This is a genomic window from Saccharopolyspora antibiotica, from assembly GCF_047200635.1.
GTDB lineage: Bacteria > Actinomycetota > Actinomycetes > Mycobacteriales > Pseudonocardiaceae > Saccharopolyspora_C.
On record NZ_JBJZOI010000030.1, the window covers coordinates 34,960 to 54,305 of the forward strand.

Consider the following 19,346-nt stretch of genomic DNA (forward strand, 5'->3'; position numbering starts at 1 on the left):
GCCGCCGCCGGGGTCCCGGCCCGGGGCTTCCTCCCGGCGCGGCCGGGACCTCCCGCGGATCAGTAGCGGTAGAGGGCGGGGAGGCCGGGGGCCGGGGTGCCGGAGGCCGAGCGCGGGGCGGAGACGCGGTTCGGGTCGCCGTCGGAGGTGTAGCGGGAGTCCGGGTCGGCGGCGAGTTCGTCGAGCCAGTGCGTCGAGCCGTACTCGGCCTCCTCGCCGGTGGCGCCCTGCGAGCGGATCCGGGGGATGTTCGCGCGGTCGAAGTCCGCGTCGAACGGCGAGCGCGCCGGGTTGGAGCCGACCAGGAACACGCTGTCGTGGTGGTAGGTGACGCCGTCCGCGGAGCCGTCCGAGGCCAGCGCCTCGTCGTCGGGGTGCACGCCCAGCGGCAGCGCGAGCGAGCGGACCGGCACCTCGGGCAGCGCCTCGTTGATGAGCCGCTGCATCCCGGCGATCGAGCGCTGGGCCTCCGCCGAGTCGACCTTGCCGAGGTTCGGGTGGTCGAGGGTGTGGTTGCCGATCTCGAACCCGTGCTCGTGCAGCCAGGGCAGCGTGATCTCGCCGCCGGGGTCCTCGAAGGGCGGATCGAACACGAAGAACGTGGCGGTGGCCCGGAAATCGGGGTGCGCGGCCGCGGTGTCGAGCAGGATGCGCACCGCGGTGCCCGGCGCGGGCCGTCCCCCGGGGTCGAGCGCGAACTGCCCGGCTGAGCCGTCGTCGAAGGTGAGCACGACGGGGTGCTTGCCCGCCGGGACGTCGATGCGGCCGTCCGCGTACTCGCTGGCGGTGATGGGCGCGTAGCCCTCCGAGTGCAGCCGTTCCAGCTCGGCGCGGAAGTCCTGCGGGGTGCGGTCGTAGACGCTGCTGGGCTCGGTGGTGATCCGGTGGTACATGAGCACCGGGATCCGGCCGAGTTCGTTGGCCCGCACCGATTCCGGAGCCGGTGGCGGTGGCGGAGCCGGCGGCGGCGGTGGCGCGGGCGGAGTCGCGGCCGCGTCGGGCGCTTCGGGGGCGGGTTCCTGGCTGCTGCACGCGGCACCGGACAGGGCGAGCAGAGCCGCCGCAGTCACGACGCAGGCGCGCTCGATCGCGCTCAACATCGGTTCGCACGTTAGTGCAGTTAATGCCCGATGTAGATACTCCAAGTGACTTGTTGATCTCCGCGTTATTACCTGGAAGGGTGGCGCGAACGTTCAACCGGCAACGTAACGTGCATCGTTGTCCGGATTCGCCGACGTCGGGGAGGCGAAAGCCGTGACCGATCCTGCGCCCGATGGGCCCACGGAGACCACCGAAACCAGCCGCGGCAGCGGATTCGCGGGCGGAATTCCGCGCTGGGGCATCGCGGCCGCCGCCGCGATCGTGCTGCTGATCGCGGGATTCCTGCTGCTGCGCGGCACGTCCACACAGGACGTTCAGGTGGACGGGCTCCCGTCGCACCCGCTGCGCGCCGAAGCGCTGACCGACGGATCCGTGCGGATCCGCTCCGAAGCCGCCGGGGCCACCCGGGTGCTGCTCGACGGACGGCCCGTCCCCACGGCGGAGCAGTCCGGCGCGCTCGCCGTGCACGCTCCGCCCCTGCCCGACGGCCCGCACGAGCTCGAGATCATCACGCCGCGAGCGATGTCCTGGCTCGGCTCCGCCAGCACCACGCACGAGTTCACCGTGGACAGCGCGCCGCCGGAGCTGGACGTCGAGGACTCGCTGCGCCCGGAGAAGCTCGGTGCACCCGTCACCGTGACGGGGCGGGCCACCGGTGCCGACGAGGTCACGGTCGCGGGCGCGCCCGTCCGCCCCGGCCCCGACGGCGCCTTCTCGGCCGTCGTCGAGCGCCCCGAGCGCGAGGTGCCGGTCGTGGCCAGCGACCAGGCGGGCAACCGGGTGGAACGCGTCATGACCGTGCACATCAAGCACCCCGGGATGCGGGCCGTGCACATGACCGGACTCGCCTGGACCAGCGACACCCTGCGCGAACCGGTGCTGGACATGGCCCGGCAGGGCCGCATCGACACCGTCGAACTCGACATCAAGGACGAGAGCGGCGAGATCCCCTACGACTCGGCGGTGCCCGAGGCGAACCGGATCGGCGCGGTGAAGAACTACTACGACGCCCGCGAAGCGCTCGACCAGCTGCACGGCATGGGCGTGCGGGTCGTCGGCAGGCTCGTCGCGTTCAAGGACCCGGTGCTCGGCGAGGCGTCCTGGCGCGAGGGGCGCCCGGAACGGGTGGTGCAGACCGCCGCCGGGCAGCCCTGGAGCAGCGGCTACGGCGACTACGCCTTCACCAACTTCGCCGATCCCGCGGTCCGCCAGTACAACATCGACATCGCCGCCGAGGCCGCGTCGCTGGGCTTCGACGACATCCTCTACGACTACGTGCGCCGGCCGGACGGCGACATCGAGAACATGCGCTTCGCCGGCCTGAGCACGACGCCGGAGCAGGGCATCGCGGAGTTCCTCCGCGACACCCAGACCGCCGTCCGCTCCGAGGGCGCGCTGCTGGGCGCCTCCGTCTTCGGCATCGCCGTGGACCGGCCCACCCAGATCGCCCAGGACATCCCGCGGATGGCGAAGTACGTGGACTACATCGCGCCGATGGTCTACCCCTCGCACTGGGGGCCGGGCGAGTTCGGGGTGGACGACCCCAACACCCAGCCCTACGACATCGTGCGGCGTTCGCTCGGCGAGTTCGCCAAGGCGGTCGAGGGAACCGACGTGCAGATCATCCCGTGGCTGCAGGACTTCAGCCTCGGCGCCAGCTACGGGCCGGCCGAGGTGGCGGCGCAGATCGACGCGGCCCGCGACGGCGGGATGCCCTCGTTCCTGATGTGGGCGCCGAACTGCCGCTACCACGGCGAGGCCCTGGCGCCGAAGCCCTGACCGGCGGTGAGCGGCCCGGCCGCTCGACGCACCCCCGCCCGCCCCGTCCCGCGGGGCGGGCGGTTCGCCGGCCCGTTGCCCCGACCGTGTTGTCGGGAGGGCGCGGGGTCGGCACAGTGGCGGGACCCGGAGATCGGAGGGCGAAGACATGGTGCGAGCACGACCTGCCCGGATCGGCCTCGCGATGATCGCCTGCTGCGCGGTCGCCGCGCCGGTGGCCCACGCGGGACCGGTGGTGGTGGCGCCGCAGCCGACGCCCAAGAGCGCGGAGGCGATCGGTTACGGCGGCGCGGTCTCCAGCGTCGACCCGGACGCCACCCGCGCCGGCGTCGAGGTGCTGCGCCGGGGCGGTACCGCCGCCGACGCCGCGGTCGCCGTCGCGGCCGCGCTCGGCGTCACCGAGCCCTACTCCGCCGGGATCGGCGGCGGGGGCTACTTCGTGCACTACGACGCCGAGACCGGGGAGGTCAGCACCCTGGACGGCCGCGAGACCGCCCCGGCCTCCGCCCACCCGGAGATGTTCCTGGAGGGCGGCGAGCCGATCCCGAGCGCGGAGGCGATCACCAGCGGCCTCGGCGTCGGCGTCCCCGGCACCCCCGCCACCTGGCAGCGCGCGCTGGAGGAATGGGGCGACCAGGACCTCCGGGAGGTGCTGCGCCCGGCGGAACGGCTGGCGAGGGAGGGTTTCGTCGTCGACGACACGTTCCGCGAGCAGACCGCCGCCAACCAGGAGCGCTTCAGCGCCTTCCCCGCCACCCGCGATCTCTTCCTGCCCGGTGGAGCCCCGCCCGCCACCGGCAGCACCTTCCGCAACCCGGACCTCGCCGAGACCTACCGCACCCTCGGCGAGAAGGGGCTCGACCCGCTGTACCGGGGCGAGATCGGCGCGGACGTGGTCGACGCCGTGCGGACCCCGCCGGTCGACCCGGCCGCCGGGCGCGCGGTCCGGCCCGGCGGGATGACCGCCGAGGACCTGCGGGACTACCGGGTCGAGCGCCGCGAACCGACCCGCACCGAGTACCGGGGTCACGACGTCTACGGCATGGCGCCCTCCTCGTCGGGCGGGACCACGGTCGGCGAGGCGCTCAACGTCCTGGAGCGCAGCGACCTGGCGCGGCTCGGCCAGGAGCAGTACCTGCACCGCTTCCTGGAGGCCAGCAAGATCGGCTTCGCGGACCGCGACCGCTGGGTCGGCGACCCGGCCACCACCGACGTGCCCGTCGACGAGCTCACCGGACAGGAGTTCGCCGACTCCCGCGCCTGCCTGATCGACCCCGGTTCGGTGCTGCCGACCCCGGTCGCCGCCGCCGACCCGCGCCACCCGAAGCCCTGCGCCCCCGCCGCTCCCGCGCCCGGCCGCGTCCCCCAGGAGGGGCCGAACACCACCCACCTCACCGTCGCCGACGCCAGCGGCGACGTGGTGTCCTACACGCTCACCATCGAGCAGACCGGCGGCAGCGGGATCACCGTTCCCGGCCGCGGATTCCTGCTCAACAACGAGCTCACCGACTTCTCGTTCCGGCCGACCACGCCCGGCGAACCGGACCCGAACCTGCCCGGTCCGGGCAAGCGGCCGCGCAGCTCGATCAGCCCGGTGATCGTGCTGCGGGACGGCGCACCCGTGCTCGCGGCGGGCAGCCCCGGCGGCGCCACGATCATCACCACCGTGCTCCAGGTGCTCACCGGCAGGCTCGACCGCGGCCTGCCGCTGGTCGACGCCATCGCCGAGCCGCGCGCTTCGCAGCGCAACGCGCCGAGCACCGAGGCCGAGCCGGGCTTCCTGGCCCGTCCCGAGGCCGGGCGGCTGCGCGCGCTCGGGCACGAGTTCACCGAGAGCGCGGAGATCGGCGCGGCCACCGGGGTCGAGCGGTTGCCGGACGGCCGCTGGCTCGCGGCGGCCGAGCGCGAACGGCGCGGCGGGGGCGCGGCGGAGGTCGTGTTCCCGGTGCCCTGACCGGCGGGAGCGGGCCCGGCCGCGCCGGATCGGGGAGCGCGGGGGAGGCGACTAGACTCGGCGGGCCCGCTCGTCGCGTCCGGCGAGCCGCCTGGCCCGAACCCGCCGACCCCGAACCGGAGCCCCGCGTGACCGTCCAGCCCGTCCGACTCTTCGGCGATCCCGTCCTGCGGACCCGCGCCGAGGAGGTCGTGGACTTCGACAAGGAGCTGCGCACCCTGGTGCGCGACCTGTGGGACACGATGCACGAGCAGGGCGGGGCCGGGCTGGCCGCGCCGCAGCTCGGCGTCGGGCTGCGGGTGTTCACCTACCGGTGCGACGGCTTCGAGGGGCACCTGATCAACCCGGGCTGGGAGGTCGTGGGGGAGGAGATGCAGGACGGCCCCGAGGGCTGCCTGTCCATCCCCGGCATGACCTGGGACTGCCTGCGGCACCGGCACGTGGTGGCGCGCGGCTGGAACGTGCACGGCGACCCGGTCGAGGTCGAGGGCACCGACCTGCTGGCCCGCTGCGTCCAGCACGAGACCGACCACCTGGACGGCGTGCTGTTCGTGGACCGGCTCGACGCCGAGACCCGCAAGGCCGCGCTGCGCGAGATCCGCCAGGCGGACTGGTTCGACGGCCAGGTCCCGGTGCTCAAGGAGAGCCCGCACCCGCTGTTCGGGAAGCGCTGAGATGCGGCTCGTCTTCGCCGGCACCCCCGCCCCGGCCGTTCCCTCGCTGCGGGCGCTGCTCGACTCCGGGCGCCACGAGGTCGCCGCCGTGATCACCCGGCCCGACGCGCGCGCCGGTCGCGGCCGCAAGGTGCTGCGCTCCCCGGTCGGCGAGCTCGCCGACGAGCACGGCATCGAGGTCCTCACCCCGGCGCGGCCCTCCGACCCGGACTTCCTCGCGCGCCTGCGGGACATCGCGCCCGACTGCTGCCCGGTGGTGGCCTACGGCGCGCTGCTCAAGCAGGAGGCGCTCGACGTTCCCGCGCACGGCTGGGTCAACCTGCACTTCTCGCTGCTGCCCGCGTGGCGCGGCGCGGCCCCGGTGCAGGCCGCGGTCCGGCACGGCGACGAGATCACCGGCGCCGCCACCTTCCGCCTGGTCCCCGAGCTGGACGCGGGCCCGGTCTACGGGGTGGTCACCGAGCCGGTGCGGGACACCGACACCTCCGGCGCGCTGCTGGAGCGGCTGGCGGTCTCCGGCGCCGGGCTGCTCGCCGCGACGCTGGACGGCATCGAGGACGGCACCCTCGACGCGCGCCCGCAGCCCGCCGAGGGCGTCAGCTACGCGCCGAAGGTCACCCCGGAGGACGCCAGGGCCGATTTCACCGCGCCCGCCCTCGCCGTGGACCGGCTGATCCGCTCGGTGAGCCCGGATCCCGGGGCGTGGGCGTGGTTCCGGGACGAGCGGCTCAAGCTCGGACCGGTCAGCCGCACCGAAGAGACCGGCCTCGCACCGGGGGAGATCGACGTGCAGCGGCGCCGCGTGCTGGTCGGCACCGCCACCGGAGCGGTCGAGCTGGGCGAGGTGCAGGCGCAGGGCAAGAAGCGCATGGCGGCCAGGGACTGGGCGCGCGGAACCCGCATCGAGCAAGGAGAACGGCTGCAGTGAACGACCACCGCCCCCGCCGCCCGTCGCGCCCGCGCGGCGGCCGCCCGCCGAAGCGCGGCAACGCCCCGGACCGGCCACCGGAGCAGGACCCGGCGCGGATGGCCGCGCTGGACACGCTGCGCGCCGTGCGCGAGCGCGACGCCTACGCGAACCTCACGCTGCCGGGACTGCTGCGGCAGCGCAAGCTCAGCGGCCGGGACGCCGGGCTGGCCACCGAGCTCGCCTACGGCTCCTGCCGGGCCCGGGGCCTGCTGGACGCGGTGATCGCCGATTGCAGCGGCCGCGCGGTGTCCGAAGTGGACCCGGTCGTGCTGGACGCGCTGCGGATGGGCGTCTACCAGTTGCTGCGCACCAGGATTCCCGATCACGCCGCCGTGGCCTCCACGGTGGACATCGTGCGCGGGCAGGCCGGTTCGAAGCTCGCCGGATTCGCCAACGCCGTGATGCGCCGCGCCAGCGAGCGCGACGAGCAGCAGTGGGTCGAGCACCTCGCCCCCGACCGGCTCGCCGACCCCGTCGGGCACCTCGCGCTGCGCCACGCGCACCCCCGCTGGGTCGCGCAGGCCTTCGCCGACGCGCTCGCGGACACCGGCGACGAGCTCGCCGCCGCGCTGGCCGCCGACGACGCCCGCCCCGAGGTGCACCTCGTCGCCCGGCCCGGTGAGATCAGCAACGAGGAGCTCGCCGCCATCACCGGCGGCGACGAGGCGCCCTACTCGCCCTACGGCGTCCACCTGGAGGCCGGAGCGGGCGACCCGGGCGACCTCGAACCGGTCCGGGAGGGCTTCGCCGCCGTCCAGGACGAGGGCAGCCAGCTCACCGCGCTCGCCGTCACCCGGCCCGAGATCACGGGCTCCGACACCCGCTGGCTCGACCTGTGCGCCGGGCCCGGCGGCAAGGCCGCGCTGCTGGGCGCCCTGGTCACCCTCGACGGCGGAACCCTCGACGCCGTCGAGCAGTCCGAGCACCGCGCCGAGCTGGTCCGCAAGGCGACCAAGGGCCTCTCGGTCTCCGTGCACGTGGCCGACGGCCGCGAACCCGGCTTGGAACCCGGCTACGACCGGGTGCTGGTCGACGCCCCCTGCACGGGGCTCGGCGCCCTGCGGCGACGGCCCGAGGCCCGCTGGCGGCGGCAGCCCTCGGACGTGGCGGAGCTCGCGAAGCTGCAGCGCGCGCTGCTGCTCTCGGCGATCGGCCTCACCCGGCCCGGCGGGATCGTCGGCTACGTGGTGTGCTCCCCGCACCTCTCCGAGACCGAGGGCGTCATCTCCGACGTGGTGCGCCGCAGCGGCGCCGAACTCCTCGACGCCCGCGAGCACTTCCCCGGCGTCCCCGACCTCGGCGACGGCCCCACCGTGCAGCTCTGGCCGCACAAGCACGGCACGGACGCCATGTTCTGCGCGCTGCTCCGGGTGTGACCTCCCACCGGCCGCCGACGGACCGGTCGCAGCCGGGGGCGCGCCGGCGGAACCGCAGCGCTCCTCCCGCGAGGGGACCGCTGCGGTGCCGGATCGGGCTGGTCGCCGCTCGGCGGCTTCGCCGCCGAGCAGGCGGAGGCGCCGAGCACGAGCCCACCGCGCGGGGCCGCCCTCGTCAGGCGGCTCGTTCCTGGGCCGTGGGACGCAGGTGCGGCGGGCCGTCCGGGGCGCGGTCCGGGGCGCTGCCGTCGCCCGGGACCCGGGCGTCGGCTTCGCCGGCCGACGCCGACGGGGCGGGCCCGCCGCCGGTTCCCCGGCGGTGCACCGCGAACAGCAGCCCGAGCCCGACCACCAGCAGCGCGTGCGAGGCCACCCGCTCCGCGGTGGCGGCTCCGACGACCAGGTCGTGCGCGGAGAACGCGGCCAGCGCGGCGACGAACGCGCTCAGCACCGGCAGCACCCCGCTCGCCGCGCGGTCGCGCCAGGCGGACCACAGCAGGCCCACCCCGAGCGCCAGGTTCCACGCGGTGCTCTCGTTGAACAGGTGCGCCGCCATGCCGCCGTGGTCGTGCGCTCCGTGCCCGTGCATCCCCAGGCCGAGCACCTGACCGAACGCCAGCAGCAGCTGCGCCAGCGCCGTCACCACCAGCGCGCCGCGCAGCGCCGAGCGCCACCGGTCCCGCCGCGGCGCGCGGGCCAGCACCGCCGCCGCGAGGTCCGGCGTCGGGTGCACCGGGCGCACCCGCAGCCGACGGCTCAGCCCGACCGCCTCGGTCTGGAAGGCCCGGCAGGCCGCGCAGTGCTCCAGGTGTTCGTCGATCTCCGCCGCGGGGACGTCGGCGGGCTCCCCGTCCAGCGCGGCGGACACCGAGGTCCGGCAGGTCTCGCAGTTCACGGTCAGATTGTCGGCCGAAGCGGGGGCGGAGTTCCCGGCGGGGCGTCGACTACTCTCGGGGACCGTGACGCACTCGGAGGCCGAAGACGCTCGTGTGACGGCGCTCGCGCTGGCCGCCGGGAAGGGCGACCGCCGCGCGCTGGAGGACTTCGTCCGCACCACCCAGCGCGACGTCTGGCGCTTCCTGGCCCACCTCGCCGGGGTGTCGGCCGCCGACGACCTCGCCCAGGAGACCTACCTGCGAGCGCTGCGGGCCGTGCGCACCTTCCGCGGGACGGCCTCCGCGCGCACCTGGCTGCTGTCCATCGCGCGTCGGGTGGCCGTCGACCAGGTCCGCCACGACCGGGCCCGGCCGCGGACCGTCGCGGCGGACTGGGTGGTCGCCGCCGAGGCCGGGGGACGCGCGGGACGCGGATTCGAGGAGCTGGTCGAGGTGAACCTGCTGCTCGACGGGCTCGCCGAGGACCGCCGGGAGGCGCTGGTGCTGACCCAGGTCCTCGGGTTGACCTACCAGGAGGCCGCCGAGGTGTGCGGCTGCGAGCTGGGGACCGTGCGCTCGCGGGTCGCCCGCGCCCGCGAGGACCTGATCTCGCGGTCCCGCGCCCAGGACACCGGCACCGGCTGAGCCGGCCGGAGCACCACCGCCCCCGCGACGAGGAGCACCCATGGCATCCACGCCCGAGCAGGCCGCGCCCGGAACGTCCACCCCGGTCGAGGTGCGGCGCACCGGCGATCACCGCTTCACCGCGACCAACGGCCGCGGCGGGCGGGTCGACATCGGTCGGGACGGCGCGCCCGACGCCTTCACCCCCGGTGAGCTGCTGCTCGCCGCGATCGCCTCCTGCTCGGCGGTGACCAGCGAGAACCTGCTGGTCCGCCGGGTCGGGCCGGACGCCGGGTTCGCGGTGCGCGCCGACCGGACGAAGGCCGCCGAGGACCCCAACAAGTTCGAGTCCGTGCGGGTCGGCTTCGACGTGGACCTGGGCGCGGTCGCCGAGGGCGACCGGGCGAAGCTGCTGGACGCGGTGGAGCGCGCGATCGAGCGCTACTGCACCGTCAGCCGCTCGGTGCAGGAGGGCACCCCCATCTCCCTGGACCTCCCGCGCTGACCCGTTCGCGCACCGGCCGTCGACCAGCGGCCGGTGCGCGGATCATCCGCACCGCCCGTCCGCGCTAGTCCGGTGAGATCGTCGCTGGCGCCGTCGTAGGGTGCTGTGCGCGCGAACGCGCGCGGAGCGTCAGGAGGCGGCGAGTGGAGCACGCGGGCACGACCGGGCCGGAGCGGGAAGCGGGGGGCGGCCTGCGCCGCGACCTCAGCGGCCGCCAGGTCGGCATGATCGCCATCGGCGGCGCCATCGGCACCGGGCTGTTCCTCGGCTCCGGACTCGCCATCAACATCGCGGGCCCCGCGGTGATCATCGCCTACGCGGTGGCCGCGTTCGCCGCGCTCGCCCTGGCCTACGCGCTCGCCGAGATGGTCGTGGTGCACCCCGAGGCGGGTGGGTTCGGGGCGATCGCGCAGCGCTACCTCGGCGGCCTCGCCGGATTCGTGCAGCGCTGGATCTACTGGGCCGCGCAGGTCGTCAACATCGGCAGCGAGGTCGTCGCCGCCGGGCTCTACGTGCAGTTCTGGTACCCGCAGCTGCCGCTGTGGCTGCCGGTGGTGGTGTTCTCGGCGGTGATGCTGGCGATCAACGCCTCGGCGGTGAAGTACTTCGGCGAATTCGAGTACTGGTTCGCGCTGATCAAGGTCGTCACGATCGTGGTGTTCGTGCTGCTGGGCATCACCTACATCGTCTTCGGGCTGCCCGGCAGGCCCGCGACCGGCGTGGACGCGCTCACCGAGCACGGCGGGTTCCTGCCCAACGGGATCGGCGCCGTGTGGCTGGCGCTGACCGTGGTCACCTTCTCCTACCTCGGGACCGAGGCCGTCGCCGTCACCGCCTCCGAGTCCCGGAACCCGTCGCGGGACGTGCCGCGCGCGGCGCGGAACATGGTGCTGCGCCTCGGGTTGTTCTACGTGCTGGGGATGCTGGTGGTCGTCTCCATCCTGCCGTGGAACCAGGTCTCCACCGAGGAGGACGTCACGCAGAGCCCGTTCGTGGCGCTGTTCGCCACCGCGGGCGTCCCGGCCGCCGCCGGGATCATGAACTTCGTGGTGCTCACCGCCGCCCTGTCGGCGATGAACACGAACCTGTACGTCACCGCTCGGATGACCTACTCGCTGGCCGTGGACGGCTACGCGCCCCGGTGGTTCGCGGGGCTCAGCCGCAGCGGCGCGCCGCGCCGCGCGCTGCTGCTGTCGGCGGGCGGGCTGGTGCTGGCGGTGCTGATCTCGGTGCTCGCCGAGTCCACCGCGTTCCCGCTGCTGCTGGGCCTGGCGCTGTTCGGCGCGCTGATCACCTGGTTGATCATCTTCGCCAGCCACCTGGTGTTCCGGCGCAGGCGCGCGGCCGAGGGGCTGCCCGACTCGCCGGTGCGGCTGCCGGGGGCGCCGGTGACCACGGTGCTGGCGATGCTGTTCGTGGCGGCGGTGCTGCTCACCACCCCGTTCACCGAGCAGTTCAACACCGCGTGGAAGGCGGGCGTGCCGTTCCTGCTCGTGCTCTGCGCCGCCTACGCCCTGCTGCGGCGCCGCTCCCGGAGCTGAGCGGGGCCCGGACGCCGGGAGCGGGGCCGGAATCTACACTCCGGCGTGTGTCGAACCAGCCGATGATCGCGCCCTCCATCCTGTCCGCGGACTTCGCCCGCCTGGCCACCGAGCTCGACGCCGTCGCGGGCGCCGACTGGGTGCACGTGGACGTGATGGACGCGCACTTCGTGCCGAACCTGACCCTCGGCCTGCCGGTGGTGCGGTCGCTGCTCGACGCGACCGACATCCCGCTGGACTGCCACCTGATGATCGACGACCCGGACCGCTGGGCGATCGGCTACGCCGAGGCGGGCGCGCACAACGTCACCGTGCACGCCGAGGCCGCCCACGACCCGGTCAAGATCGCCAAGGACCTGCGCGCCGCGGGAGCCAAGGCCGGTCTCTCGATCAAGCCGGGGACGCCGCTGGAGCAGTACGTCGAGGTGCTCCAGCACTACGACACGCTGCTGGTGATGTCGGTGGAACCCGGTTTCGGCGGCCAGTCGTTCATCGCCGAGGTGCTGGACAAGGCCCGCACCGCGCGGAACCTGGTCGACACCGGGCACCTGAACCTCGTCGTGGAGATCGACGGCGGCATCAACGCCGACACCATCGAGCAGGCCGCCGAGGCGGGCGTGGACTGCTTCGTGGCGGGGTCGGCCGTCTACGGCGCCGAGGACCCGGCCCGCGCGGTCGAGGCGCTGCGCGCCCAGGCCGCTCCCGGCTTCGCCCACGCCCGGCGGTGAGCGGGCCGGGGCACCCCGAGGCGGGCCGGGCCGACCCGGTGCGCGCGGCGATGCTCGCCGCGCTCGCCGCGAGCGAGCGGGTGCGGGGCACGACGAGCCCGAACCCGCCCGTGGGCTGCGTGGTGCTCGACGCCTCCGGCGCGGTCGCCGGAGTCGGCGCGACGCTGCCGCCCGGCGGGCCGCACGCCGAGGTCGTCGCGCTGCGCGAGGCGGGGGAGCGGGCTCGCGGCGGCACCGCCGTGGTCACCCTCGAACCCTGCGCGCACACCGGCCGCACCGCGCCGTGCACCTCGGCGCTGCTGGCCGCCGGGGTGGCGCGGGTGGTGCACGCCGTCCCCGACCCGAACCCGGTGGCCGCCGGGGGAGCCGAGGTGCTGCGCGCCGCCGGGGTGCGCGTCGAGTCCGGATTGCTCGGCGAGCAGATCGCCCGCGGCCCGCTGCGCGCCTGGCTGCACTTCGCCCGGACCGGGCGCCCGCACGTCACCTGGAAGTACGCCGCGAGCCTCGACGGGCGCTCCGCCGCCGCCGACGGCAGCAGCAAGTGGATCAGCTCCGCGACCTCCCGGGCCGAGGTGCACGAGCTGCGCGGCAAGGTGGACGCGATCCTCGCCGGGACCGGCACGGTGCTCGCCGACGACCCGCGGCTCACCGCCCGCGAGCCCGACGGCGGGCTGCGCGCGCACCAGCCGCTGCGCGTCGTGCTCGGCGACCGCGAGCTGCCCGCCGGGGCGCGGGTGTTCGACGACGCCGCCCCCACGCTCCGGCTGCCCGGCGGCGACCCGGCGGCCGCGCTCGACGAGCTCGCCGGGCGCGGCGTGGTGGACGTGCTGCTCGAGGGCGGCCCCACCCTCGCCGGTGCGTTCGTCGCCGCCGAGCGCGTGGACCGGGTGCTGGCCTACCTCGCACCCGCCCTGCTCGGTTCCGGCGCGGCGGCGCTCGGCGACGCCGGGGTGGCGAGCGTCTCGCAGGCATGGTGGTGGGACATCGAAGAGACCACGATGAGCGGACCGGACGTGCGCGTGAGCGCGGTGCCGGCCCGCCGCTGAGGAGGAGGACCATGTTCACCGGGATCGTCGAGGAGCTCGGCACGGTCGTGTCCGCCGAGGACACCGGGGACGGGGTCCGGCTCACCGTCGAGGGCCCGCTGGTGACCTCCGATGCCGGGCACGGCGACTCGATCGCCGTCAACGGCGTGTGCCTGACCGTCGTGGAGTGCGGCGACGGCCGGTTCACCGTCGACGTGGTGCGCGAGACCGTGCGCCGCAGCGCGATCCGGCACCTCGCCGCCGGAGACCGGGTGAACCTGGAGCGCGCGATGGCGCTCGGCGACCGGCTCGGCGGGCACATCGTCCAGGGGCACGTGGACGGCACCGCCGTGCTGCGCGGCTCCGACGACGACCTCACCCGCTTCGAGATCCCCGAGCACCTGTCGCGCTACCTGGTGCCGAAGGGCTCGATCACCGTCGACGGGGTCTCGCTGACCGTGGTCGACGCGGAGCGAACCGGGTTCAGCGTCGCCCTCATTCCCACCACGAGGGAGCTCACCACCCTGGGAGTGCGCCGTCCGGGGGAAGAGGTCAACATCGAGGTCGACGTGCTGGCCAAGCACCTGGAACGACTCGCCGCCGCCCAGCTCGGAGTGGACGCGCCCCGTCCCTGACCCGCACGGCGGGATCGAGGCTGGCCAGCGGGAGGACAATGGTCGTGCCGGGGCCCTCCCGGCAGGGCCGAACCGAGGGGATCGCGGCGCAGCGGTCCCGGAGCGAAAGAAGCACGGACACGGTGAGCAACAGGTTCGAGGACATCGAGCGGGCCCTGGCCGACCTGGCCGACGGCCGGCCGGTGATCGTGGTCGACGACGAGGATCGCGAGAACGAAGGCGATCTGATCTTCGCCGCGGAGAAGGCGACGCCCGAGCTGGTGGCGTTCATGGTGCGCTACACCTCCGGGTACGTCTGCGTCGGCATGACCGGCGAGGACTGCGACCGGCTCGACCTCCCGCCGATGTACCACACCAACCAGGACCGCAAGGGCACCGCGTACACGGTGACCGTCGACGCCGCCGAGGGCGTGAGCACCGGCATCTCCGCGGGCGACCGGGCGCGGACCCTGCAGGTGCTGGCCGACCCCGGTTCCCGGTCGGCCGATCTGCACCGGCCCGGGCACGTGGTGCCGCTGCGCGCCCGCGAGGGCGGGGTGCTGCGCAGGCCCGGGCACACCGAGGCCAGCGTGGACCTGGCGCGGCTCGCCGGGCTCCGGCCCGTCGGCGCGCTCTGCGAGATCGTCAGCCAGAAGTCCGAGGGCGACATGGCCCGCCGCGACGAGCTGGAGGTGTTCGCCGACGAGCACGACCTGCGGCTGATCACGATCGCCGACCTCATCGCCTACCGCAGGCGCTTCGAGAAGCAGGTGGAGCGGGTCGCCGAGGCGCGCATCCCCACCGCGCACGGCACCTTCCGCACCTTCGGCTACGACAGCACCCTCGACGGCATCGAGCACCTGGCGCTGGTCTACGGCGACCTCGGCGACGGCGAGGACGTGCTGGTGCGGGTGCACTCGGAGTGCCTCACCGGTGACGTGCTCGGCTCGCTGCGCTGCGACTGCGGTCCGCAGCTGGCGGCGGCGATGGAGAAGGTCGCCGAGGAGGGGCGCGGCGTCGTGCTCTACATGCGCGGGCACGAGGGCCGCGGCATCGGGCTGATCCACAAGCTGCAGGCCTACCAGCTGCAGGACGACGGGGCCGACACCGTGGACGCCAACGTCGCGCTCGGGATGCCGGTGGACAGCCGGGACTACGGCCAGGGCGCGCAGATCCTCGGCGACCTGGGTGTGAAGTCCATGCGGCTGCTGACGAACAACCCGGAGAAGCGGATCGGGCTGGAGGGCTACGGCCTGCGGATCTCCGGGCGGGAACCGCTGCCGATCCGGCCGAACCCGGAGAACCTGCACTACCTGCGCACCAAACGCGATCGGATGGGACACGAGTTGAACCACCTCGACGACGGCGAGGACTCCTCCGTCACCGGCGACGGCGACGGCACCGGCGTGGGCAGGCCGGGGGCCACCGCATGAGCGGCGAGGGCAGGCCGCGGGTCGAGGTCCCGCGCGCGGACGGGCTGAGGCTGGCCATCGCGGGCATCCGCTGGCACGAGCGGATCACCGGCCGGATGCTGGAGCGCGCCCGGGAGGCCGCCCGCGAGGCCGGCATCCCGGAACCGACCGTGGTCCGGGTTCCGGGCTCGATCGAGCTGCCGGTGGTCTGCCAGCAGCTCGCCCGCGACCACGACGCGGTCGTCGCGCTGGGCGTGGTGATCAGGGGCGGTACCCCGCACTTCGACTACGTCTGCGATTCGGTGACCGCCGGGCTGACCAGGGTGGCGCTGGACGAGTCGACCGCGGTCGGCAACGGGCTGCTCACCTGCGACACCGAGCAGCAGGCCCTGGACCGGGCCGGGTTCCCGGACTCGGTGGAGGACAAGGGCTTCGAGGCGACGGCCGCCGCGCTGGAGACGGCCCTCGTCCTCCGCGACCTGCGCGCCCGCTGAGGAGTTTCGCGCCTCGCACCCGCGCGCTGCGCCGGTCGCGCGCCCGGTCGCCGCGGTGGACGGGCCCACCTCGGCCCCCGGGGGCGCCGCCGCGTCGGCGGCGGGAACGGGCAAACTGGGCGCATGGACTCAGCTGAGGTGCAGGACGGACCGGCGGGAGGCGCGGGCGTGGTGGAGGAGCGACCCTCGGACGCGGTTCGCACCGTGGTGGTGCGGCCGATCAGGATCCGCCAGGTGGTGATCCCGGTGGCGATCGTGCTGGTGGTGGCGTTCACCGTCGTCGCGGTGCTGCTGCGGGAGACGCCGACTGGCGTCTACTTCCGGCTCTCCGACCAGCTCGCGATGGCGGGGCTCGGCGTGCTGCTGGCCTGCGGGGCGCTGCTGCTGGCCCGGCCCCGGCTCCGCGCCGACCTGGGGGGCCTGGAGGTGCGCAACGTCTTCAGCACCCGGCGCTACTCGTGGGACGAGGTGAGCGCGATCAGCTTCCCGGACGGTGCGTCCTGGGCGCGGCTGGAGCTGCCGCACGACGAGTACATCTCGGTGCTGGCGGTGCAGTCCGCCGACGGCGAGCGGGCGGTGCGGGCGATGCGCGACCTGCGGGAGCTGCGCCGAGAGGTGGAGTCCCGCCGCTCCGCCGACGCCGGTCCGGGCGAGGCCTGAGCGGGGCCGTGCGGCACAGCGGTGCCCGGGAGCGCGCGGCTCCCGGGCACCGTCGTGCGTGCGGTCAGGACCGCGACCTGCCGAAGATCAAGCGGTAGGCGATCAGCAGGATGAGCGAACCGATCACCGCCCACACGAAGCTCATCACGCTGAACTCCATCACCCCGGTTCCGCCGAACTGGCTGCTCAGCCAGCCGCCGAGCAGACCACCGACGACGCCGATCGCGATCGTCACGATGATGCCGCCCGGGTCCCTGCCCGGCAGGATGAGCTTCGCGATCGCGCCCGCGATCAGGCCGAAGATGATCCAGCTGAAAATGCCCACAGCGCCTCCTTCCGAATTCACGCGCCCGCAGCGGCGCGCTCGACACGCAACGCTCATCTGACTCCCCCGCCGCGGCGTCGGGCAACCGTGATCTCCGCCGCTCCGGTGTCGTCTGATCGAGCGAACCGGAGGCTACGCCGTCACAGCCGGTGCCTGATCAGACCCGTCCCGCGGGCTGGGCAGCCGGGCGCGGGCGCACCGCGCCGGCCGCCACCGCCACCAGCAGCGCCAGCGCCGCGGGCACCGCCAGCCCGACCCCGAGCCCGAACCCCTGCGCGAGCAGCCCGATGAGCACCGGACCGGCCAGCAGGCCGCCGTAGGACAGCGTGCTGACCTGCGCCAGGTCCCGTCCGCTGCGCGCCGGATCGCGGTGCCCGGCGGCGCTGAAGATCTGCGGCACGATGCAGGAGAGACCGACGCCGAACAGCGCGAACCCGCCCAGCGCCGCGACCGGGTGGTGCGCCAGCAGCGCCGCTCCCAGCCCGACGCCCGCGATCAGCCCGCAGACCCGCACCAGCCGCACCGGCCCGAACCGCGCCACCAGCCCGTCGCCGAGGAACCGGAAGAGCCCCATCGTGGCGGAGAACACCGCGTAGCCCAGGGCCGCGTAGCCCGGCCCGGTGCCCAGCTCGTCGTGCAGGTACACCGAGGACCAGTCCGCCATCGAACCCTCGCCGACCGAGCAGAAGAACCCGAGCGCGCCGAGGAACACGATCGCCGCCGGGATGCCGCGCGCCCGCGACCCGCCCCGGCCGGCCGGGACTGGCTCAGCCGGCAGCAGCGCCGGCCGGGCCACCAGGGACAGCGCCGCCAACACCGCCCCGGTCAGCGCGAAGTGCACCGCCGGGGTGAGCCCGAGCTGCGCGGCCAGCGCGCCCGACCCCGCGCCGAGCAAGCCGCCGAGGCTGAACGTCGCGTGGAAGGTGCTCATGATCGGCCGCCCGTAGCGCTGCTCCACCCGCACCGCGTGCGAGTTCATCGCCACGTCGATCGTCCCGTGCGCCGCACCGAACACCAGCAGCCCGCCGACCAGCGCGGGCAGCCCGCCCGCCAGGCCCGGCGTCACCCCGGACAGGGCCACCAGCACCCCGGCGGGCGGCATCAGCCGGGCGCTGCCGAGCCGGTCGGTGAGGTGTCCGCACACCTGCATGGCCAGCACCGACCCGGCGGCCACCGCGAACAGCGCCAGCGTCACCCCGGAGTCGTCCAGCCCGAGGTCCTGCTTGATCGTCGGGATCCGCGCCGTCCACGAGGCCAGCGCGAAACCGCTCACCACGAAGTACGCGGTCACCGCCCGGCGCGCGCGGCGCGCGGTGGCATCGGGGCGTGTCGTCTCGGGCACCGCTGTCCTCTCCAGCTCGGGGCGTCCCCGCGGCGGGGCCGCCCGTCGGGGGCTTCCACCGCGGCACCCGATTCCACCCGACGGCGCGCCGCCGGGGAAACCCCGCGCGGCTCGCGTCGTCCGCCCGTTCGACTCCAACTGATCACTGCGGCACCGCGCCTGTGAAGGGGGCGAACGGGTGAGGGACAATGGGGGGCGGCGTCGAGCGCCGGAGATCCCGGCCCGCGCGCCGGCCCCCGGGGCGGCCCCGCGGGGGAGGCGCACGGCCGGGCGGCGATGGAGGAGGAGACCGTGAGCGTGGCCCAGGAGCGAAACCTTCGGCTGGTGCGGGACGAGCCCCGGCCGCCCGCCGTCCGGATCGGCGACATCCACCTGCGCAACCGGCTGGTGACCTCGTCCAGCCTGCTCGGCTACGGCGTCGCCAACTCCAAGGTGGTGCCCTACGGGATGAGCCCGATCTCGATGTTCGTCCCGCTGGAGAGGTTCGGCGCGATCACCACCCGCACCGTCACCGTCGAGCCGCGCGAGGGGCACTTCACCAACCAGGACGTGTGGCCGCTGCACGAGGTCCCGGCCCTGCTCAAGCGCTACGGACGGGCGCTGCGGCAGGTCGACGGGGGCTGGCTGAACGCCTTCGGCTGGTGCAACGTCGGCATCGACGCCTACCTGCGCGACTACTACCCCCGCACCCGCTCGCAGAACACGATCATCTCGGTCGGCGGCTTCTCCCCGGAGGAGTTCGTCACCCTCGTCGAGAAGGTCAACGCCGCCGTGCCCGCCGGGGACATCGCGGCCGTCGAGTTCAACGTCTCCTGCCACAACGTCAACTTCGACTTCAACTCGATCATCGAATCGGTGCTGGCGCAGGCGGTGCCGCGCAGCGACCACCCGGTGATCCTCAAGCTCTCCTCGGACTACGACTACGTGGCGCACGCGAAGCTCGCCGCCCGGCACGGGGTCTCCGCGCTCACCGCGATCAACACCGTGAAGGGGCTGCGGCTGGACCCGAACACCGGGCAGCCGCTGCTCAAGAACGGGTTCGGCGGCCTGTCCGGTCGGGCGATCAAGCCGATCGGGCTGCGCGTGGTCAAGGAGCTCCGCGACGCGGGCGTCACGCTGCCGATCATCGGCACCGGCGGCATCCGGAGCTTCGACGACTGCCGCGAGTACTTCTGGGCGGGTGCGGACGCGGTCAGCATGGGCAGCGCGAGCTGGTTCGCCAGCTACCCGGGCTACGCCCTGTCGCCGCTGCACGCGGCCCGGATCCGCGGCGTGCTGCGGCGGGTCGAGCACTACCGGCCGCCGCACGCCTGAGCTCCGCCCTCCCGCATCGGCGAAACCGGCAAA

19 protein-coding genes are annotated in these 19,346 nt (G+C 74.6%); 15 read left to right on the top strand and 4 right to left on the bottom strand.

Annotated features, from left to right (window positions below):
- Positions 1 to 59: 59 nt before the first annotated feature.
- Positions 60 to 1,100 (bottom strand): polysaccharide deacetylase family protein, encoded by a 1,041-nt coding sequence (locus tag ACL03H_RS21615; protein ID WP_412813122.1) that lies wholly within the window; start codon positions 1,098 to 1,100, stop codon positions 60 to 62.
- A 259-nt stretch (positions 1,101 to 1,359) separates the two neighbouring features.
- Here ACL03H_RS21615 and ACL03H_RS21620 point away from each other — a divergent pair, with 259 nt between their 5' ends.
- The 5 genes from ACL03H_RS21620 (at position 1,360) to ACL03H_RS21640 (ending at position 7,854) form a co-directional block, all read left to right on the top strand.
- On the top strand, positions 1,360 to 2,880 hold the full coding sequence (locus ACL03H_RS21620) for a putative glycoside hydrolase (RefSeq protein WP_412813145.1): 1,521 nt from the start codon (positions 1,360 to 1,362) through the stop codon (positions 2,878 to 2,880).
- Between the two features lie 148 nt (positions 2,881 to 3,028).
- A complete protein-coding gene (gene ggt, locus ACL03H_RS21625) occupies positions 3,029 to 4,834 on the top strand; it encodes a gamma-glutamyltransferase (RefSeq protein ID WP_412813123.1) in 1,806 nt (601 codons plus the stop codon).
- 128 nt (positions 4,835 to 4,962) lie between these two features.
- Positions 4,963 to 5,508, top strand: a complete 546-nt coding sequence (def, locus tag ACL03H_RS21630) for a peptide deformylase (protein ID WP_412813124.1) — start codon at positions 4,963 to 4,965, stop codon at positions 5,506 to 5,508.
- A 1-nt stretch (position 5,509) separates the two neighbouring features.
- Complete coding sequence (gene fmt, locus ACL03H_RS21635; RefSeq protein WP_412813125.1) at positions 5,510 to 6,436, top strand: methionyl-tRNA formyltransferase; 927 nt, start codon at positions 5,510 to 5,512, stop codon at positions 6,434 to 6,436.
- Positions 6,433 to 7,854, top strand: coding sequence for an RsmB/NOP family class I SAM-dependent RNA methyltransferase (locus tag ACL03H_RS21640; protein ID WP_412813126.1), 1,422 nt, complete (start codon positions 6,433 to 6,435; stop codon positions 7,852 to 7,854). Before fmt ends, ACL03H_RS21640 begins: the two co-directional genes overlap by 4 nt.
- Before the next feature lie 175 nt (positions 7,855 to 8,029).
- Here the strand turns inward: ACL03H_RS21640 and ACL03H_RS21645 are convergent, their stop codons facing one another.
- The gene (locus ACL03H_RS21645; RefSeq protein ID WP_412813127.1) at positions 8,030 to 8,749 is read right to left on the bottom strand and encodes a zf-HC2 domain-containing protein; all 720 of its coding nucleotides are present in this window, start codon (positions 8,747 to 8,749) and stop codon (positions 8,030 to 8,032) included.
- 64 nt (positions 8,750 to 8,813) lie between these two features.
- Here ACL03H_RS21645 and ACL03H_RS21650 point away from each other — a divergent pair, with 64 nt between their 5' ends.
- The 9 genes from ACL03H_RS21650 to ACL03H_RS21690 all read left to right on the top strand — a co-directional run bounded on the left by ACL03H_RS21650 (position 8,814) and on the right by ACL03H_RS21690 (position 16,332).
- A complete protein-coding gene (locus ACL03H_RS21650) occupies positions 8,814 to 9,374 on the top strand; it encodes a sigma-70 family RNA polymerase sigma factor (protein ID WP_412813128.1) in 561 nt (186 codons plus the stop codon).
- A gap of 40 nt (positions 9,375 to 9,414) precedes the next feature.
- Positions 9,415 to 9,858: an OsmC family protein gene (locus ACL03H_RS21655; RefSeq protein WP_412813129.1), complete on the top strand. Its 444-nt coding sequence runs from the start codon at positions 9,415 to 9,417 to the stop codon at positions 9,856 to 9,858.
- 143 nt (positions 9,859 to 10,001) lie between these two features.
- Positions 10,002 to 11,399, top strand: coding sequence for an amino acid permease (locus tag ACL03H_RS21660; RefSeq protein ID WP_412813130.1), 1,398 nt, complete (start codon positions 10,002 to 10,004; stop codon positions 11,397 to 11,399).
- Between the two features lie 62 nt (positions 11,400 to 11,461).
- Entirely contained in the window at positions 11,462 to 12,127 is a 666-nt protein-coding gene (rpe, locus tag ACL03H_RS21665; RefSeq protein WP_412813146.1) for a ribulose-phosphate 3-epimerase, read from the top strand.
- A 50-nt stretch (positions 12,128 to 12,177) separates the two neighbouring features.
- On the top strand, positions 12,178 to 13,173 hold the full coding sequence (gene ribD, locus ACL03H_RS21670; protein WP_412813147.1) for a bifunctional diaminohydroxyphosphoribosylaminopyrimidine deaminase/5-amino-6-(5-phosphoribosylamino)uracil reductase RibD: 996 nt from the start codon (positions 12,178 to 12,180) through the stop codon (positions 13,171 to 13,173).
- 11 nt (positions 13,174 to 13,184) lie between these two features.
- On the top strand, positions 13,185 to 13,787 hold the full coding sequence (locus tag ACL03H_RS21675) for a riboflavin synthase (protein WP_412813131.1): 603 nt from the start codon (positions 13,185 to 13,187) through the stop codon (positions 13,785 to 13,787).
- A 122-nt stretch (positions 13,788 to 13,909) separates the two neighbouring features.
- A complete protein-coding gene (locus ACL03H_RS21680; protein ID WP_412813132.1) occupies positions 13,910 to 15,199 on the top strand; it encodes a bifunctional 3,4-dihydroxy-2-butanone-4-phosphate synthase/GTP cyclohydrolase II in 1,290 nt (429 codons plus the stop codon).
- A complete protein-coding gene (ribH, locus tag ACL03H_RS21685; RefSeq protein ID WP_412813133.1) occupies positions 15,196 to 15,672 on the top strand; it encodes a 6,7-dimethyl-8-ribityllumazine synthase in 477 nt (158 codons plus the stop codon). The genes ACL03H_RS21680 and ribH overlap by 4 nt, the downstream gene beginning before the upstream one ends.
- Before the next feature lie 123 nt (positions 15,673 to 15,795).
- The gene (locus tag ACL03H_RS21690; RefSeq protein ID WP_412813134.1) at positions 15,796 to 16,332 is read left to right on the top strand and encodes a PH domain-containing protein; all 537 of its coding nucleotides are present in this window, start codon (positions 15,796 to 15,798) and stop codon (positions 16,330 to 16,332) included.
- A 64-nt stretch (positions 16,333 to 16,396) separates the two neighbouring features.
- Here the strand turns inward: ACL03H_RS21690 and ACL03H_RS21695 are convergent, their stop codons facing one another.
- On the bottom strand, positions 16,397 to 16,657 hold the full coding sequence (locus ACL03H_RS21695; protein WP_412813135.1) for a GlsB/YeaQ/YmgE family stress response membrane protein: 261 nt from the start codon (positions 16,655 to 16,657) through the stop codon (positions 16,397 to 16,399).
- A 157-nt stretch (positions 16,658 to 16,814) separates the two neighbouring features.
- The gene (locus ACL03H_RS21700) at positions 16,815 to 17,999 is read right to left on the bottom strand and encodes an MFS transporter (RefSeq protein ID WP_412813136.1); all 1,185 of its coding nucleotides are present in this window, start codon (positions 17,997 to 17,999) and stop codon (positions 16,815 to 16,817) included.
- 297 nt (positions 18,000 to 18,296) lie between these two features.
- Between ACL03H_RS21700 and ACL03H_RS21705 the strand changes: the two genes are divergently transcribed.
- Positions 18,297 to 19,313, top strand: coding sequence for a beta/alpha barrel domain-containing protein (locus ACL03H_RS21705; RefSeq protein ID WP_412813137.1), 1,017 nt, complete (start codon positions 18,297 to 18,299; stop codon positions 19,311 to 19,313).
- Positions 19,314 to 19,346: the final 33 nt, after the last annotated feature.